This window comes from Candidatus Eisenbacteria bacterium (assembly GCA_035712145.1).
Classification (GTDB): domain Bacteria; phylum Eisenbacteria; class RBG-16-71-46; order RBG-16-71-46; family RBG-16-71-46; genus DASTBI01.
In genome coordinates, this window is sequence record DASTBI010000081.1 from 12,611 (window position 1) to 30,015 (window position 17,405).

Sequence of the window (17,405 nt, forward strand, 5' to 3'; positions counted from 1 at the left end):
CGGGAAGTCCGTCGTGCGGTGGCGAGCTAGCGAGATAGCCGGAAGGCCTTTCGCGTCTGCATCAGGCCGCCTGCCTGCAGCCGAACGAAATATCCGCCGGCGCCAACTTCCCGACCCGAGGCATCACGGCCGTTCCATTCCCAGGAGTGATGGCCGGCCACGAGAGGGCCAATCTTGTCCGCGCGCAGCTGGCGACCCAGCGCGTCGAAGACTCGGACTTCGACCACCTCTTCCTTGCGAGGAAGCGTGAACGCGAAGCGCATCCTTCCGAAGCTGGGGTTCGGCGATGGCGCCATCAAGCGAAAGACCTGCGCGGCGGGAGGCGTCACGGCGACCACGGGCGTGCAGTTCTCATCGTTGATCTGCACGTTGTCGATGTACCATCCGTCGTACTCGAGATTCGCATCGCTCTGCAAGCGGAAGCGAACCTGCACCATCTGATGGGCGAACGCTCCAAGGCTCAGGGATGCGTGCCTGTACGCCGAGGGATCCGCCACACCGGTCCCCCACGCGGGATCGTCGCCCATGTCGAAGCGCGCGAGCTCATTCCATGTGGTGCCGTGGTCGGCGGAAACTTCGACGATGCCGTAATCGAAGTCGTTCTCGGTGGCGCAGATCTGATCGAACTCGAGCGTCGAGCCGGGCGGCAGAAGCGCCGGCACGCCGAAGGTCGCGGTCGCGTTCGTCGTGCACCCCGAGGCGCCCGTCGGGCAGCCGGTGTAGAGCCCCGCGGGACTGTCGGTAAAGCCCCAGCTTCCGCTGGACGAGATCGGAGTCACGCCCCAGGTGCCGCCTTCGATGATCCAATTCGCAGCCGAGGCGGATTCGAAATCCTCCTCGGCGTGGCAGCCGATCAATCCCGCGAATTCATGACCCGAGGTCCGCGCGGTCTCGGTTTCCGCGCGCTTCCCGGAGACCTCGTAACGGTAGAGGCCGCGCGGCACCTGGTCGTTGTAGCTCGAAGGTGAACCTTCGAGTGTCGCAATCAGCACGTCGTCGCGATAGACGTTGACCGCATCGTAGGTGGAGGCGTTGAGCCATTGAATCGCCACCCGATCGGCAGTGTCCGAGGTATGCGAGGCGGTGGCGCTGAGGCCCGATGGAGCCTGCAGCGAGTTGTTGGGCGGGCGCTGGAAACCGACCAGCTCGTACTCGCCCCAGTCGGTGTTCGCACCGACATGCTTCACCCTCAGGTAATAGGTGCCCGCGACGCCGGCGAAGAAATCCAGACGGGCGTCGCGCACGCCAGGATCGGAGTTGTTGTTCACGCCGAGCGAAGTGCCGGTCGGAGACAGCAGCTCGATTTGGGGATCGGTGGCGCTGTAGGGCCCGCGTGCCTCGAAGCCGTAGCGCGTTCCGGCCAGAGCCTGGAACGAGAACAGGTCCTGATCGCCGGTATCGAAGCTCGTTCGCAGGATGGGATTGCTGTAGTTGGCGGACGCCAGCGTACCGTCTCGATAGCTCCAGTCCGAGGCCGAGTCGGTATCGGTGCCGTGAATGTCCCGGGCCAGGTGCAGTGAGTTCGAGGGCGGTGGGCCCAGCGCTCCCGTGAACGCTGTGCCGGCCGGCACCGGCGTGCCGTTGGGAGTGCCGAGAGGATCGGACCACTTCACGAAGTCGACCGGCTCCATCTGCGCGTTACGCAACACACAGGCGCCGTCGACTGTGGCGTCCCATGACGCGTTGAAGGCCTGTGGATTCGTGGATCCGGCGTAACGATGGTATCGCCCATTGTCGCTCTCGTCGCCACGCTCCCAGATGGCAACGGCGTCTCCCGGCTGGATCGTGAACGAGTCGAACACGTAGATCCGCGAGACCTGCTGCTGGGTGTCGTCGTTGACGTAAACCTGGACCTGCCAGCCGGTCATGTCCACCGCGGCCGGTGAAGCGTTGTAGAGCTCGACGCAATCCTGTGGACCCAGATCCAGCTCACTGATGACGACGTGCCCGACGGTGGCGTCATGGGACTGGATGGTGAGCGGCTTGGCAGTGGTCAGCGTGTTGTCCGGCTCGAAGGCGTCGACATGCCAGGGCATCTGCGCGAGCGTGTTGAAGACATGATCCACCTGTGGCTTCAGGAACGTTGCGCCATTGAGCAGGAACCAGCCCTGGTAGTAGTCCTCCACGGTGATGTTTGCCGAGAGGCTGCGGAGATGGTGGTGCTCGATGTTCCAGGCATAGGAATCCGATACGTTCACGTCATCGTCATCGGCTCCGGGGGTCTCGTCCGGGGTCTCGGGACCGTCCATCAGGTCCCAGAGTGCCGTGGTCACGTTGGTCTCATTGGCCGATCCGCGCTGCCCGATCGGCGTGCCGTTCGAGAAGTTCCCGGTCTCGAAGTCGTAGCCGAACGACAGACCGCCGGGTGTGCCGACCGGCGGCGGAATCATGAGGTCGCCGTAGACACTGACATGATCGTCGATCGGCTGGCCGATCAGATTGCGGTGGTGGAAAGCGCGATACTCGCGCACCTTGGCGCAGTGATAGGTCGCCGCACCCTCGCCATAGGAGAGAAGGACGTTGGCGTTGTTGTCGCCGATGAAGTGCGCCCCGCCGGGATTGTTCTCGCCCGAGAACAGGTCGTCGTACCAGTGGCCGGCTTCGTGAAGGATGACCGTATCGGACCAGCCGTCCGTGTCCGTGGTGTCCGCGCCGATGTAGATCCCCTGCATCGAGTAGTTCGAGCCGAACCCATTGGCCGCATTGCCTGGAGATCCGAGAGGCTTCCAGGCAAAGATCAGCGAGTCGTTGGCGGTCGGAAGCGATCCCTTCAACTCCGGTGAGGCGATCCAGTCCCAAAAGTCGATGCCATTGTCCAGGATGTTGAAGGCCTGGGCGACGCCGCTCCCATCGACGTCCTGGATCACGAAGGTGCCCTTATCGATGTTGCTTGCGGGTGAATGGGCCAGGGTGTTGTCGGTGCGAATGGCGTAGAGCATTGCACCGGTTGTGACGATCCTGACGGTCGGCACTCGGACGAAATTGTCGTACACCTTGATGTAGTAACCCGCGGGTGTCGCGTCGGCGGTGCAGCGCACATAGAAGCTGACGGGCAGGGTAAGGCCCGTGACGTCGAGCGAGTAGAAACCCGCGGTGTCTGTCGTTCCGGTGGCGAGCGCCAACCCGCCGGCGAGGTCCACGACTTCCACTCGGGCGTGGCGGATAGGCAGATTCTGTACCTGCCCGGTATATCCGTCCTTGTCCCACACGCGGTCTTCGTAGAGAAAACGGCCGCTCACCGTGAAGGCGCCAGCGGTTGCCGGCAAAGTGGAAAGGACTGCCAGCGCGATCAGGAAGGCGCGATGCATCAGTCGATCCTCCGCGCGGCAACCTCGACGACACGGCCGCCCGCTGTTTCCACGATCCGCGCGCTCTCGAGCGGGCCGTCGGGGAGGATGTTGAAGCAGGCTCCACGGGTGAGCTGTCCTCGCGCTCCTTCACCCTGGACCTGGAACTCGACGTAGTGCCGGGCACTGCCCTGCGGCACCGCGAGCCTGAACACCGCCGAGGCATGGCGGCCCGGAGCCAGGTTGCCGAGCGATACCAGAGCGGGGCTGCGGCGCGGGGCGCCGCCATCGGACACCATCCGGACCTGCACGTTGCTCACTTCGCGGGCCGCGATGGCCGTCACTTGGAGCCGCAACTCCGAGCCCCGCCGGACAGGGTCGAGAGCCGTGACCCGCACGCCGATCGGGTGCATGACACTGGCACTGCAAAGCTTGGGAGCCGTGCCGGCGAGCGGCGATGAGCCGGCTGTGCCAGCGGCGTGGCCCGCCGGAAGCGTCGCGACGAAGATCGCGAAGAGGATCGGAATGAGCCGTGAACGATGCACGGGGTGACTCCTTTGGGGGAGGGTTGGCGCTGCTTGGATCAACGCCACCAAGGGTCACCAGGAGGTCTTGACTGGGAGTTGAGCGCGGCCGTCGAATGCCCTCACAAGGCTGGTTTCGCGCCCGTTAGCTTCAATGGCGCGAGGGTGTTGGGGGGAGCCGGCAATCAAGGAGGGAGGCGCCGCCCACGCCTCTTGGACAGTCAACCTGAGGAGGTCGAGTGGCAGCCATTTTGTTCGTGCGCATCACGTCGAATTTGGATGGTGGGGAAATCGATCGCCGTCTGCTCGAGCGGCGGCAGCGGTTTCTCCAGGTGCCCGGCCTGATCCAGAAGCTCTATGGCCGCGACGAATCGGGGGCCATCTGCGGGATCTATTTCTTTGAGAGCCGGCAGGCCCTCGATGCCTATCGCGAGAGCGATCTGGCGCGAAGCATCCCTGCTGCGTATGAAGCGAAGGAAGTCAGGCGTGAAGTCTACGAGGTGCTATACCCCTTGCACGCGGAACGCGGGCCATTTCAAGCCGCGAACCAATGACCCGGCCTCGACGCGAAAGCAGCATCATCCTGCTTCACGGACCCTCTCGGACAACCGGTGCTTCGGCGGCAGCACGTAGGTGCGGAGCACGTAGCCCCACGGCACCGCCACGACCGCAAGCGGGAGCCCGAGGAAGTCCCTCGCGATGTCACCCGTCGGAGTGCCCCACAACGCACCGCTCCTCCACAACGGGTAGGCGATCGCGGCCAGCCAGATGATCTTGTACGCCAGCATGAACAGGAACAGCGGAAGCATCCGAATCGGGTGAAGGATGCCGAGGATCGACAGTGTCGGATACGCGGCCCATACACACACCGCCACCGCGCGGACCGGATCCCATGGACCCTGGTGCGTGAAGATCGATCGCCATGCCGCGGTGCCGACGAAGAGAGGCATGAGGACATAGAACACGCGCAGGAGATAGACCTGGATTGGTCGGACGCCCTCGTAGCGCGTGTGGTCGGGTGTGAACCAGGACACGACTTTCATCGGACTACCCTTTCTCTGCCGAGGTTGCGGGGTCGAAGGCGAGCAGGTCGCCGGGTTGGCATTGCAGTGCGGCGCAGATCGCCTCGAGCGTCGAAAATCGAACCGCCCGCGCCTTGCCGGTCTTGAGAATGGAGAGGTTGGCGAGAGTGATGTCCACCTTCTCGGACAGCTCGGTCAGCGTCATGTGCCGGTTGTGCAGCACCTCGTCCAGCTTGACGATGATCGCCATGGTCAGACGGTCCCCTCGAGGTCCGCACGCATGCGTGCGCCCTGATCGAAGACACGCGCGAGCACGAAGAGCAGCAACACGGCGATCCAGCGAGTGACCGAGAAGTTCCAATCGATGTCGAGCGGCTGCAGGGAAGAGGCCGAGCTCGCCGTGACCGCGCCGATGACGAGGTGCAGCCCTTCGAGGCCGAGCACGCACCAGGCGATCGTCTTGAGCCGCGCGGCGTTTTGAACGACGAATGGTTCGCCGGCTCGTACCGTGTCGACGATCGCCAGCAGGCGCGCCAGAATGATCTGGCCGATCGGCACGGCCGCGACGCCAAGGACCATGATCCATCGCATACCGCGGAACATTCGATCCATGCCCTCGGCCTGCTTCACCCCGATGGCCGTGAAGAAGGCGCCTTCGGAGACGAAGCTGGCGACCAGCATCGCCAGGATCCCGAGTCCATAGACCACATTCGCGACCATCAGTGCGCGGAGCACCCTGCGGGACAGGGATAACGCTCGAGGGTCTTTCACCGGTGACTCCTTCCGCCCAGTTGAAGGGCTGTCTTACCGATAAACGATGTCAGTTGTATCGATTATCGTCAAGCATTACGTTGATAAACGATAAAAGTTGCCCTAGGGACCCGGAACAGAAGGGCTCTCGGCAGTGGGGACTGGCTGGGGGATGGATGGGCCGAGTGTCAAATCCATGAGGCTTATTCGGCGGGAAGTGGACCTCGGTCCTTGTCCTCGATCGCGTGGGATGGTCTGCTTCTAAGGATGTTGGACTGATGACTGCGAGTCGGCTTGCCCCGACGAGGACGACTTCTAAGGACGACTTCCATGGAATCTAGGGACGTGACGCGAACAACGGACAAGCCTGCGAGACCGTCGTCCGTCGATTCACCCGCGCGGGAGCGCCGGCCAAAGGCACGTGTCCGGCTCAAGGAGCCGGAGGCGTTACCCGCGCAGGACACGGCGGTGGTGCAAGCCGCCGAGGCCCGGGACATTCCGGTCATCCGAATCGCGGGGCGGCTCATCCAACTCGGTCATGGCCGCAACCAGCAGCGCATGAGCGGAAGCGAGACCAGCCACACCAATGTCATCGGCAACGATCTCGCGTCCAACAAAGACTACGCTCGCCGCTTGTTCCGGGCCCTTGGATTGCCCGTGGCCAGGTACGAGCGTGTCTACCGGAAAGATGACGCCATCGCCGCCGCCGAGCGCATCGGGTACCCGGTGGTCGTGAAACCGAACCGGAGCAAGATGGGCAATGCCGTCAGCGTCGGGGTGCGCACGCCTCAGCAGGTTCGCGAGGCCTACGAGAGAACGCGCGGGTTCGGGCGCTCCGTGCTCGTGGAAGAGTACGTCCACGGCGCCGATTACCGCATGCTGGTGATCAACGGAAAGCTCGAGGCCGCGGCCAAGCGCGTGCCGGCTCACGTGGTGGGCGATGGAACGCACACCGTCGCGGAGCTCGTTCGCCAAGCCAACCGGGATCCGCGCCGCGCCGCCGGCCAGGACGGCTCATGGACCCGGATCGAGCTCGATGACCAGACCGATCGGCTCCTGGCGGAGCGCCACTATCGTCGTGACTCGATCGCCTACCAAGGCGAGATCGTGTATCTCAAACGAGTCGCCAATACGTCCGCGGGAGGGACGGCCATCGACGTGACCGATCAGGTCCACCCGGAGAACCGGGAGATCGCTGAGCGCGCTGCGAAGGCGATCGGTCTGGATGTCGCGGGCGTGGACTTGCTGGTCGAGGACATCGAGCAGCCGATGCGCAATCAGGGTGGTGTGATCTGTGAGATCAACTCGCGACCCGGTCTTCGGAAGCACCTTTGGCCGGCTGAGGGACAGCCGCGCGATGTGATCACCCCCATCCTGGACATGCTCTTTCCGCCAGGGTCTTCCAGCCGGATCCCGATCGCCGTCGTGACCGGCGTCGGCGATACGCGAAGCGTGGCGTGCATGCTGGCCGACCTTCTCGGCGCCGATGGATCGACCGTGGGGCTGGCCGCGGACAATGGGGTCTTCATCAATGGAAAGCGCGTCGACGCAGGGGGAGTGAATGGGCCTGCGGCAACCCGAATGTTGCTGCTCGATCCTGAGGTGCAGGTGGCGGTCATCGAGATGCCTCTGAGCGATGCGTTGTTGCACCGACCCGGATACGACTGGGCCGACGCGTGCGCCATCGTCAACGACCAGCCGATCGAATCGCCCGATCTCATCCGGGCGCTCAGCACCGTCGTCGCCTCGGCGCGCTCCCACGTGGTCATGGCCCCCAGGGATCCGGAAACTTACGGCTTGACGCTTCACCCGCAGGCTCGCGCCTGCCACGTGAACGCCGACGGTCCCGAACCCGCCGTGCTCCAGGCCACGGCACTTGCGCTATGCCTGGGCCGCCAGCGTGGCGACATCGAACGGAGGCTCGCGAGCCGCAGCCAGGCCAATGTCCAATAGCACTCAAGTGGCGCGGAAGGCGAGAACCAACGTGACTCCAGGCACACTGTTCCTCGTCGGTGGAAAGGATGGGCGGGACAAAGACCGCGTACTGATCGAGCACTTCGCGCGCATCTGCGGCGGAAAGTCGGCGCGCGTGCTCGTCATCACCTCGGCAACAGACACGCCTGAAGTCCATCGCCGCGAATACACCGCTGCGTTTCGCAAGGTGGGCGTGCGTGACGTGTCGATCTATCACGCGGAGGAGCCCGCCGCGTCGGAGAGCTCGAAACTGCTCTCGATGCTCGATCGTGTCGACGGCGTCTACTTCAGCGGCGGCTCTCAACGGAAGCTCATGACCGTGATGGGTGGGGGGCGATTCGAAAAGCGGCTGCGAGAGCGGCACCGCAAGGGGCTTCATGTGGGCGGGACGAGCGCCGGGGCATCTGCCATGAGCCAGGTGATGATCGCACAGGGCGAAGGCAGGAAACCGATTCAGCCCTCATCCGTCGAGTTGGCGACCGGATTCGGTCTGCTGCCCAGGATCATCGTGGATCAACACTTTCAGCGGCGCGAAAGACTGAGCCGGTTGATTGCCGCCGTATCCCTCAACCCCGCGATGCTGGGGTTCGGCCTCGACGAAGGAACCGCTGTCGACATCGACTCCACCGGACGAGCCCGGGTCTTTGGCAAAGGCGCTCTGACCATCGTGGACGGCTCTCGGCTGATGGGGGCGAAGCGGAACGGCTCCAGCGCGAACGACCGGCCCCTGGCGTTCGCGGGAATGGGATTGCACGTGCTGACCGAGGGATGGAGCTACGACCTCGCCGCGCGAAAAGTGAAGGCGCCGCGCCGATCGAGCGCCGCTCATTGAGCCCGGGGGAAAGTGCGTGGACAGGACCATGGATGAAGCGAAGGCCGCTCTTTCTCCTGCTCATGCTCATCGCGGTTCCCGGCGATGCGCTGGCGCAGCTCCTCCCGCAAGCCGTGCGACTCCACGTCGCTTCATGGCACGACCGTGGTGACTTCAACAATGCCAACCTGGGCATGGCGCTGCGCTGGAAGGGTGGCCTCACACTGGGAGGTTTCCACAACAGCTTTGGCCGGGCGAGCTGGTACGGGGGAATGGCCGTACCGGCATTCGAGGGCGGCGCATTCCAGCTCGAGCTGATGGCCGGGGTGATCAGCGGCTATTCGGACTCGAGCCCGCTCGATCTCGTGGCCGTGCCGAGTCTGGGCTGGCGGATGTCACCGCGGAACTCGCTGCACGTGGTCTTCATGCCGCGCTTCGTGATCCCGGCCAACGCCGTTCACGTCATGGTCGAGCACCGCTGGGACGAGCCGCGCGCCGCTGAGCCGCGCTGAAGGACCAGAAACGGACTATTGACAACAAAAGTTGTCAATGCTCCAATCGGCCCATGAAGCCCGTTGCCGACCTCGAGGTCATCGACGATCCCGCCGCCGCCGTCGTGGCGCTCGATCCGATGCGCGCTCGCCTGCTGGCGGAGCTGGCCGAGCCCGGCTCGGCGGCATCGCTCGCGAGCCGAGTGGGACTCGCGCGCCAGAAGGTGAACTACCATCTCCGGGCGCTCGAGGCTCACGGACTCGTTCGCGCGGTCGAAGAGCGACGCTGGGGTGGAATCGTCGAGCGGCGCGTGGTCGCCACCGCCGCCTCCTACGTGGTCTCTCCGGCCGCGTTGGGGCGCGCCGCCAGTGATCCAGACCGGGCCACCGATCGACTTTCGGCCCGCTATCTCATCGCCCTCGCCGCACGTGTCGTGCGTGAGGTCGCCGAGCTCATCCGCGGCTCGAAGGCGCAGGGCAAGCATCTCGCCACGCTCGCCGTCGACACCGAAGTACGATTTCGTTCTCCCGCGGATCGCGCCGCATTCACCGCGGAACTCACGGATGCCATCACCGGGCTCGTCGCGCGATACCACGACGCGGCGGCTCCCGGAGGCCGCGCGCACCGGCTCATCCTCGTTGCCCACCCTTCACCCGGGAAGTCCCGAAGCTAGGAGCGGTCATGCCCACTCAGAAAGATTCGTCCGGACGGCGTTTCATCGTTGTCGAAACCGAAGTGCCCGGGACACCGGAAGAAGTCTGGCAGGCGATTGCGACCGGACCGGGCATCACCGCGTGGTTCGTCCCTACCCAGCTCGAAGAGCGCGAGAAGGGATCGATCTCCATGAACTTCGGCCCGGGCATGGAGTCGAAGGCGGAGATCCAGGAGTGGGATCCTCCGCGCCGCTTCTCTGCCCGCAACGAGGAAGGCATTGCCCCGGGGTCACCCGCGATGGCGACCGAATGGACGGTCGAGGCGAAGGCCGGCGGAACGTGTCGCGTGCGCGTCGTCCATAGCTGGTTCGCGAGCACGGACGACTGGGACAAGCAGTTCGAGAGCGTCGAGAGCGGATGGCCGGCCTTCTTCCGAATCCTGAGCCGCTATCTCGCGCACTTCCGCGGCCAGCCGTGCACGCAGATCCAGCTCATGGCCATGTCCCCCGAGCCGCGGGAGAAGGTGTGGGCGGAGCTCGCTCGCGGGCTGGGAATCACGGAGGCAACCGTCGGCCAGGCGGCGAAGTCATCCGGAGACGCGCCACGCTTTGCCGCTGTCATCGAGCATGCGGGTCAGAAAGCTGATCCCGAGCTCATGCTTCGTCTCGAAGAACCCGCGCCGGGCACCGCGCAGCTTGCCTTGATGCCGATGGGCGGCCAGATGTGCGTGTATCTCTGTCTCTACCTGTACGGCGAGGGAGCACGCAGTGTCGCGACACGCGAGGCGCCGGTGTGGCAAGCGTGGCTCGCTCGGCTCTTTCCCGCACCGGTCGGCCAGCCGGGGTCTTAGTTGCGCGGCGCGGCGCCGCTGAGCCTCGGCGCCGCGCCAAGTTACTCGCCGGCTACTCACACGGATCAGTCCGGTGCCGGCGGGATGGTGAAGCGGATCCTCGTGGCTCGACGTCTGGGTACAGAGTCTTCCAGGCCGTATGATGCGGCCGTCCCCCTCAAATGATCCCGCCATGGAGGCCGCCTCATGCGCCGGGTTCTGATCCTCACGTTTGCGTTTGTCGTGGGATATCCGAGTGGAGCGAGCACCCGTGAAGTCGTATGCGCGGGGGAGTTCGCGCGGTTCTTCGCCATTGCGGGGAATGGGCCCGATGCTCCGGGTGAGGCACCGCCCGACACGTTGCGCCTGGCCGAGCTTTCGAGCGGCCACTCTGCAGCATCGGTCGGTCCAGTCGACACGCGCCCGCCGACCATACAGGGCTCGGGCCACCTGGAGATCGTGGACTGGCTCGTGGCGTCCGTGGCCATGGGGGCGATCTGGGGGGTCGCAAGCGGCTACTGCCAGGACAAAGCCTTCGAGCCAACCCAGCTCTGGACGACCCCCCTCGCTGTGGGGCTGATCGCTTTCGTCGGTGCTGCCTTCGGTGATGGCCCCAACCCGTACGTTCATCGCCATCCGCCCGTGCCCGTCGCAGACCTTGGAGAAATGAAGAAGAGATACGATCTGTTCGGCACACTCGATGTCTTGACCGTGGACGGCGAGTGGGTCACTGGGCCCGTGCGCATCAAAGAGACGGGCCTCGAGGTCCGCGCGAAACGAGGCCGCAGACTGATTCCGATCGATTCGGTCTCAGTGGTCGACTATCCGGACGACCGTGATCGCTGGTGGGACAACGCCATCGGCGGCGCGATCGGCGGCGCGCTGTGGGGCCTCGTCGCCGCGAATAATGCGGGCAAGGAAGGCGATCCCCGATCGGATGCCCCCCGCGACTACATGGCTGCCTGGGGTGCCGGCATCGGAGGAGTCACGGGCCTGGTGATGGACCTCCAACATCACGGCAGGCGGAGGGTTTTCACGTCACCGGCGATTCCGCCGGTGCCCATGTCGTCGGTGATCCTGTCGCCGGCTCTCCTGTCAGCCGGCCCGGGAGTGGCGATCACGATCCGGTTCTGAAGGAAGCCGCGAGCCATTCGCGCCCCGGCTACCTCACGCGGATCATCTTTCGGGTTTCGGAGAGCCCTCGCGTCTGGAGCCGTGACCAGTAGACGCCGGCCGCGAGCCGCTTTCCGTTCAGCTCGCGCTCATAGGTCCCTGGCGCGAGCACCTCGTTCACGAGCAGTGCGACCTCTTGGCCGCGCACGTCGTACACGGCGAGACGCACGTGTTCGCGTCCGGTGCCCGGCGGGATGGTGAAGCGAATCCTCGTTAAGGGCGTGAATGGATTCGGATCGCTCCGGAGCGCCAAAGCGCTCCGCCGCTCATCCTGTCGAGACGGCACGGATGTCGTCGCTTCCGGCGAGTACTTGATGGTCGTGTAGTCGTCGCTGGTTCCGCTTCCACCGCTCGAGCCGCCCACGTACACATCCCCGGACGAGTGAACGGCGACGCCATATGGTGTGTCGTAGAAGTTCGCGGGGCCGTTGTAGCGCTCGGTCCACCTTACTGCGCCCGAAGGATCATAGGAGAGCGTGGCGAAGTCGTACTGGGTGGTGGAGTTTCCGTAACTCGACCCGCTCACATAGGAGTTGCCGGACCCATCCACCGCGATCGACGTTGCCCAATCACCGCCGGCCGCCGGGCCGTTGTAGCGGCGCACCCACATCTCCGTGCCTGCGGCGCTGTACTTGACGGTCGCGAAATCATCCGAGCTGTTGCCGGTCACGAACACATTGCCATTCGCGTCGACCGCGAGCGCCGCGGCGCGATCGTAGTCGCTGGCCAGCACGGTCGTGGGTCCGTCGTATCGGCGAACCCACTGCTGAGTGCCCGCGGCGTCGTACTTGATCGTCGCGTAATCGACGTTGGTGCCGGACCCGGTGCTCTGCCCGGTGACGTAGATGTTGCCGGCCGCGTCCACGACCAAGTCGGCCGGCGCATCAGAGCCGAACCCGCCGTTGTAGTTCCGAACCCACTGCTGGACGCCATTGAAGTCGTACTTGATCGTCGTGAAGTTGCCGCCGCTACGGCCCGTCACGTAGATGCCGGACGCGTCGCAGCCGATCGCCGCGGGAACATCCTCTCCATTCCCGGCATCGTATCGCCGCACCCACTGCTCGACGCCGCCCGGGCTGTACTTGATCGTGATGATGTCGAAGCCAGTGACGGTCTCGACGTTGTAGCCCGTCACGTACACATTCCCCGCTGGATCGAGTGCGAGGTCGACACCGGCATCTCCCTCGCCGATCGTGGTGAAGGACTGTATCCAGAGCCGGTCGCCGGCGGCGTTGTACTTCGCCGTCATGGAATAGAGTCCTCCGGCGCTGCTTCCGGTTACGTAGACGTTGCCGGCATCGTCGGTCTTGATCGCGACGGCGGCATCGGATCCGCCTCCGTCCAGCGTGCGCAGCCACTGCTGAACGCCCGCCGCGTTGTACTTGATCGTCGCCCAGTCGTTGCCGCCCGAGGACGTGGCTGCGGTTCCGGTCACGTAGACGTGGCCCGCGGCATCCACGGTCATGGCATAGGGAATGTCGTTCCAGGAAGTGGCGCTGGCGTATCGCGCCACCCACTCTTCAGAGACCTGGGCATGAGCAGTCGGAATCGCGAGCCCGAGAATCAGGATGAGTTGCGCGACTGAGCCTGGAACTTCAAGTCGCACGTGCATGAGCGCGCTCCCTTCGGAGGGGTGGGGGACACCGCGGCCGGATCGGGCGGCCGGCTCTCGACGCCGGGCGCCGGAACTGGCTCTCTTTGGGATCAAAACTCTCTGAGAGAGTGCAATGTGACCCACCAGGCGTCAACGGCCATGTGACGGACGCCGCCCTCAACTCTGGCCGTGCCACGCTCCCCTCGAACGGCTAGAATCTCGACCCCCCTCAACCTGTTTCATCCGACAGGCCGCACCTTGATGACAGCCTCGGCCGCTCCGCGCGCCGCGTGTTCTGGATTTGGACGGAGACTCCAATGATCAACAAGCGGCTCGGGCCCTACACGATCACGGAAGAGATTGGCGCCGGGGGCATGGCGACCGTTTATCGCGCCTACCAGCCGAGCATGGATCGCCACGTCGCGATCAAGGTCATCCGCACCAGCATCCTCCAGGATCCGACCCTTCGGGAGCGTTTCCAGCGCGAAGCCCGGCTCATCGCCCGGCTCGAGCACCCCCACCTTCTGCCGGTCTACGACTTCGACGGCGACCACGAGCCGCCTTACATCGTCATGCGCTACCTCGAGGGAGGAACGCTCAAGCAGGTATTGGCCAAGGGTGAGATTCCCTTCGACGAGGTGCTGTACATGCTCAACCAGGTCGGCCTGGCGCTCGATTACGCCCATCGCCAGAAGGTCGTCCACCGCGACCTCAAGCCGTCGAACGTGATGATCGATCGCGAGGGAAACGCCTTCGTCACCGACTTCGGCATCGCGCGCGCCGCAGGCAGCCAGGAGAACCTGACCCATGACGGCGATCTGATCGGCACACCGGCCTACATGTCGCCGGAGCAGGCCAACGGCCGCTCTGACGTCGACCAGGCGGCAGACATCTACGCGCTCGGCGCCATGTTGTTCGAGATGCTCACCGGCTCGGTGCCGTTCCGGCACGAAAGCAGCCTGGGTGTCCTCATGGCCCACTTGAGCGACCCCGTGCCGAGCGCCCACGCGCGCAACCCGCGCATCCCCCAGGCGGTCGACCACGTGATCCAGACCGCGATGGCCAAGGACAAGAAGGCGCGCTACCCCCGTGCCGAAGCGATGCTGGCCGAGCTGACCGCGGCGCTCAAGGTAAGCCGCGCCGAAGCACCCACCCAGCTGCAGTCGCTGACGCAGACCCTGTCACTCGAGCAGCTGCGAGCCTTCGAGGCGCAGAGCAAGGAGCGCCGAAAGGAAACGCCGACCTCGGGTACGCCGTCTGAACAGCAGCGGCAGATGACCACGGTCTATCTCGATGTCACCGATCTCGCCACGGCGCTCTACGAGTCCGGCCGGGACGCGGAGTCGGTTCGCGCGCGGATGGACGGTCTGTGGAATCGATTCGGGACGATCGCGCAGGAAGGCGGCGGCGTCATCCAGGGCCGCACCGGCGAGGTGGGAGTGGCGCTGTGGGGCCGCGCGCGCATCAGCGAGGACGACCCGGAGCGGGCGATCCGCGCCGCGCTCCGCATGCGCGACATCGTGCTCGAGGAAGCCCGCGGCGTGCACGGCGCCTCCTGGGAGCCCACCGAGGACAGTCCTCTTCCGTTCTCGGCCGGCATCACCACCGGCCCGGTTCTGCTCGAGCGCTCGACCGATACCGGCACCTACACCGCCAGTGGCGCCACCATCACGCTGGCCGGACGCATCAAGGACGCAGCCCCGCCCGGCAAGATCCTGGTCGCCCACGACACCTTCATCCAGGTGCGGGGCATCTTCACCTTCCACTCCCACGAGCCGATCCGCATCCGCGGACGCCGCGACCCGCTCGAGGTCTACATCGCGGTGCTCGCCAGACCGCGTGCGTTCCGCCTCAAGGCGCGCGGCATCGAGGGCGTCGAGACCAAGATGATCGGGCGGGAGATCGAGCTGCGCCTGCTCCAGGAGGCGCTGACGCTCACGCTCGAGGACGGAGAGACCCAGGTGGTCACCGTGGTGGGCGATGCCGGCGTGGGCAAGTCGAGGCTTCTGTTCGAGTTCTCGGCATGGACCGATCTGATCGAGGAGAAGTTCTGGCTGTTCGAGGCACGGGCGACGCAGCCTTCCATGCTTCAGCCCTACTCGCTCACCCGCGATCTGTTCTCTTTCCGGTTCCAGATCCTCGATTCCGATCCGCTCGACGTCGTCCACCAGAAGTTCGTGAACGGAATCGCGGCCTTCATGGGTGAAAGCACCACCGAGAAGGCGGAGCTGATCGGACAGCTGGTGGGCTTCGACTTCTCTCATCGCCCGGCGGTGGCCGAGGCGCTCGAGGACGCCGAAGCCTTCCGGCGCGAGGCCCTGGAACATCTGGGCCAGTTCTTCGCTTCGGCGACTCGCGTCCATCCGATCGTGCTGCACGTCGAGGACATCCATTGGGCCGACGATCGCTCGCTCGACCTCATCAACAATCTGGTCCGAGAGAACGCGAAGCTTCCCTTGTTCGTCATCTGCATGGCGCGGCCCTCGCTCTACGAGCGCCGGCCGCAGTGGGGTGAAGGCCAGCGCTTCCACGAGCGGATCCAGCTCGAGCCGCTGTCGCAGCTCTCCAGCCGCCGACTGGTGCGCGAGCTGCTCAAGAAGATGGACGAGGTCCCGAGCGAGCTGCGCGACATGATCGTGGAGCGCGCGGACGGCAACCCCTTCTACATCGAGGAGCTCATCAAGGCCTTCATCGACGACGGGGTGATCGTCAAGGGCGATGTTTCGTGGACGGTGGATCGCTCACGACTCTCGAGCGTTCGCGTGCCGTCCACGCTGACGGGCGTTCTACAGTCGCGTCTCGACAGTCTGCCCCTTCCGCTCCAGCAGCTGCTGCAACGCGTCTCGGTCGTCGGCAGGATGTTCTGGCAGGCTGCCGCGGTTCATTTCAGCCGCGAGGAGGGCCTCGGTGCCGACGAGGTGCAGTCGATGCTCGAGGACCTGCGCAACCGCGAGATGATCCTGCGCCGTGAGGAATCCTCCTTCGCCGGCACGATCGAATACGTCTTTCGTCACGCGATCCTTCGCGACGTGACATACGAGACCCTGGTTCCGCGGCAGCGGCGGGCCCTCCACAAGCTGACCGCGGATTGGCTGCTGGAGATCGGCGGCGAGCGCGCGGGCGAGCACACACTCCTCGTGGCCGAGCACTACGAGCGCGCCGGCGAGCCGGCGCTCGCGGCCGAGCAACTGCGCCGGGCCGGCGAGGGGGCGACGCGCGTGGGCGCTCGCCAGGAGGCGCTGACCGTATTGCAGCGGGCGCGCGAGCAGGTGCTTGCCCCGGAGCATCGGGACGTGCGGTTCGAGGTGGATCTGGCGCTCGCCGAGTTCTATTCGAGGACCGGAAACCTCGAGGAAGGGCGAAAGCTGATCGAGGCCATGCTGCCCGAAGCCCGCGAGGCGAGAAACTCGCTCGTGCTGGCGCGGGGACTTGGAATGCTGGCTCGATTTTCGATGTGGCAGGGCGACACGCCAACGGCCGCCCGTTACCTCGAAGAGGCGCTACCCCTCACGCGTCAGGTCGGCGACCAGAAGGCCTTGGTCTTCATCCTCCGGCAGATGGGAAACATCCATCAGGAGGACCCTGCCAAAGCCTTGCCGCTCCTCGAAGAGAGCGTCAGCATCGCGCAGCGCATCGGCGACCGATATGGAGAGGGTCACGGTCTCAACTCCATGGGCAACGTGTGGGCGCTCAGCGGCGATGCAGCGAGGGGGGTGGAGTTCTACGGGCGCGCGCTTCAGCTCGCGGGCGAAGAAGGCGACCGCAACGCGGAGTGCATCGCCGCCGGTAACATCGCCTCCTTGCACATCCAGTTCGGCGAGCTGGATCAAGCCGAGCGGGAGATGGGCCCCGTCCTGAGATTGGCCGAGGAGCTTCACGACGACATGCTGATCGCAAACACGCACGAGAACTACGGATGGTTGTCGGTGCGCAAGGGCGCCGGCGAGGCCGCCCGCGCTCACCTCGCCCGCGCCATCGCGGGTTATCGTGGCGGCGGGGTGAAGCCTTCCTGGCTCCTGATCTTCTACGCGGTGCTCGAAGCTCGCTCCGGGCAGCGCGATCGCGCCCTCGAGCTCCTGGGCCTCGCCCGTGAGCTCGGCACGAGCAACCTGGCGCAGTACCAGCTCTACGCCACGATTCACGAGCCGGAGATCCGCGGGGACGCGTCGGAAGCGGAGATCGAAGCCGCTTTCGCTCGCGGGGCGAAGATGGACATGGACCAAGTGCTGCGCGAGCTGGTCGGCCAGGACGACCCGGTGGAGAGTCAGCCCGCCTGAGTATCCCGCGCTGAGTGAT

14 protein-coding genes are annotated in these 17,405 nt (G+C 65.2%); 8 read left to right on the top strand and 6 right to left on the bottom strand.

Going from position 1 to position 17,405, the window contains the following annotated elements:
- Positions 1–26: 26 nt before the first annotated feature.
- Together VFQ05_04915 and VFQ05_04920 are read right to left on the bottom strand one after the other, a co-directional pair.
- Positions 27–3,308, bottom strand: a complete 3,282-nt coding sequence (locus VFQ05_04915; GenBank protein ID HET9326095.1) for a lamin tail domain-containing protein — start codon at positions 3,306–3,308, stop codon at positions 27–29.
- Complete coding sequence (locus VFQ05_04920; protein HET9326096.1) at positions 3,308–3,832, bottom strand: hypothetical protein; 525 nt, start codon at positions 3,830–3,832, stop codon at positions 3,308–3,310. Before VFQ05_04920 ends, VFQ05_04915 begins: the two co-directional genes overlap by 1 nt.
- A gap of 218 nt (positions 3,833–4,050) precedes the next feature.
- Between VFQ05_04920 and VFQ05_04925 the strand changes: the two genes are divergently transcribed.
- Positions 4,051–4,365, top strand: a complete 315-nt coding sequence (locus VFQ05_04925) for a YdhR family protein (protein ID HET9326097.1) — start codon at positions 4,051–4,053, stop codon at positions 4,363–4,365.
- Between the two features lie 24 nt (positions 4,366–4,389).
- Here VFQ05_04925 and VFQ05_04930 read toward each other — a convergent pair whose 3' ends face one another.
- From VFQ05_04930 to VFQ05_04940, 3 genes are read right to left on the bottom strand one after another with little or no spacing between them, the layout of a single operon-like run.
- The gene (locus tag VFQ05_04930) at positions 4,390–4,845 is read right to left on the bottom strand and encodes a hypothetical protein (protein HET9326098.1); all 456 of its coding nucleotides are present in this window, start codon (positions 4,843–4,845) and stop codon (positions 4,390–4,392) included.
- A gap of 13 nt (positions 4,846–4,858) precedes the next feature.
- A complete protein-coding gene (locus VFQ05_04935) occupies positions 4,859–5,083 on the bottom strand; it encodes a helix-turn-helix transcriptional regulator (protein HET9326099.1) in 225 nt (74 codons plus the stop codon).
- Between the two features lie 2 nt (positions 5,084–5,085).
- On the bottom strand, positions 5,086–5,604 hold the full coding sequence (locus tag VFQ05_04940) for a DUF2975 domain-containing protein (protein HET9326100.1): 519 nt from the start codon (positions 5,602–5,604) through the stop codon (positions 5,086–5,088).
- Between the two features lie 324 nt (positions 5,605–5,928).
- Between VFQ05_04940 and VFQ05_04945 the strand changes: the two genes are divergently transcribed.
- From VFQ05_04945 to VFQ05_04970, 6 genes are all read left to right on the top strand, one after another.
- The gene (locus tag VFQ05_04945) at positions 5,929–7,536 is read left to right on the top strand and encodes an acetate--CoA ligase family protein (GenBank protein ID HET9326101.1); all 1,608 of its coding nucleotides are present in this window, start codon (positions 5,929–5,931) and stop codon (positions 7,534–7,536) included.
- 31 nt (positions 7,537–7,567) lie between these two features.
- Positions 7,568–8,389: a cyanophycinase gene (locus VFQ05_04950; protein HET9326102.1), complete on the top strand. Its 822-nt coding sequence runs from the start codon at positions 7,568–7,570 to the stop codon at positions 8,387–8,389.
- A gap of 32 nt (positions 8,390–8,421) precedes the next feature.
- Positions 8,422–8,880, top strand: a complete 459-nt coding sequence (locus VFQ05_04955; GenBank protein ID HET9326103.1) for a hypothetical protein — start codon at positions 8,422–8,424, stop codon at positions 8,878–8,880.
- Between the two features lie 53 nt (positions 8,881–8,933).
- Entirely contained in the window at positions 8,934–9,533 is a 600-nt protein-coding gene (locus tag VFQ05_04960) for a helix-turn-helix domain-containing protein (GenBank protein HET9326104.1), read from the top strand.
- A gap of 8 nt (positions 9,534–9,541) precedes the next feature.
- On the top strand, positions 9,542–10,363 hold the full coding sequence (locus VFQ05_04965) for an SRPBCC domain-containing protein (GenBank protein HET9326105.1): 822 nt from the start codon (positions 9,542–9,544) through the stop codon (positions 10,361–10,363).
- Positions 10,364–10,801: 438 nt separating this feature from the next.
- The gene (locus VFQ05_04970; protein HET9326106.1) at positions 10,802–11,476 is read left to right on the top strand and encodes a hypothetical protein; all 675 of its coding nucleotides are present in this window, start codon (positions 10,802–10,804) and stop codon (positions 11,474–11,476) included.
- A gap of 28 nt (positions 11,477–11,504) precedes the next feature.
- Here the strand turns inward: VFQ05_04970 and VFQ05_04975 are convergent, their stop codons facing one another.
- On the bottom strand, positions 11,505–13,127 hold the full coding sequence (locus VFQ05_04975) for an SBBP repeat-containing protein (protein ID HET9326107.1): 1,623 nt from the start codon (positions 13,125–13,127) through the stop codon (positions 11,505–11,507).
- A gap of 299 nt (positions 13,128–13,426) precedes the next feature.
- Between VFQ05_04975 and VFQ05_04980 the strand changes: the two genes are divergently transcribed.
- A complete protein-coding gene (locus VFQ05_04980) occupies positions 13,427–17,386 on the top strand; it encodes a protein kinase (GenBank protein HET9326108.1) in 3,960 nt (1,319 codons plus the stop codon).
- Positions 17,387–17,405: the final 19 nt, after the last annotated feature.

Bases quoted from the DNA above. Each gene is read 5' to 3' on its own strand.
- VFQ05_04975 (HET9326107.1), bottom strand. From the start codon at position 13,127: ATGCACGTGCGACTTGAAGTTCCAGGCTCAGTCGCGCAACTCATCCTG.
- VFQ05_04955 (HET9326103.1), top strand. From the start codon at position 8,422: ATGAAGCGAAGGCCGCTCTTTCTCCTGCTCATGCTCATCGCGGTTCCC.
- VFQ05_04965 (HET9326105.1), top strand. From the start codon at position 9,542: ATGCCCACTCAGAAAGATTCGTCCGGACGGCGTTTCATCGTTGTCGAA.
- VFQ05_04935 (HET9326099.1), bottom strand. From the start codon at position 5,083: ATGGCGATCATCGTCAAGCTGGACGAGGTGCTGCACAACCGGCACATG.
- VFQ05_04915 (HET9326095.1), bottom strand. From the start codon at position 3,308: ATGCATCGCGCCTTCCTGATCGCGCTGGCAGTCCTTTCCACTTTGCCG.
- VFQ05_04960 (HET9326104.1), top strand. From the start codon at position 8,934: ATGAAGCCCGTTGCCGACCTCGAGGTCATCGACGATCCCGCCGCCGCC.
- VFQ05_04980 (HET9326108.1), top strand. From the start codon at position 13,427: ATGATCAACAAGCGGCTCGGGCCCTACACGATCACGGAAGAGATTGGC.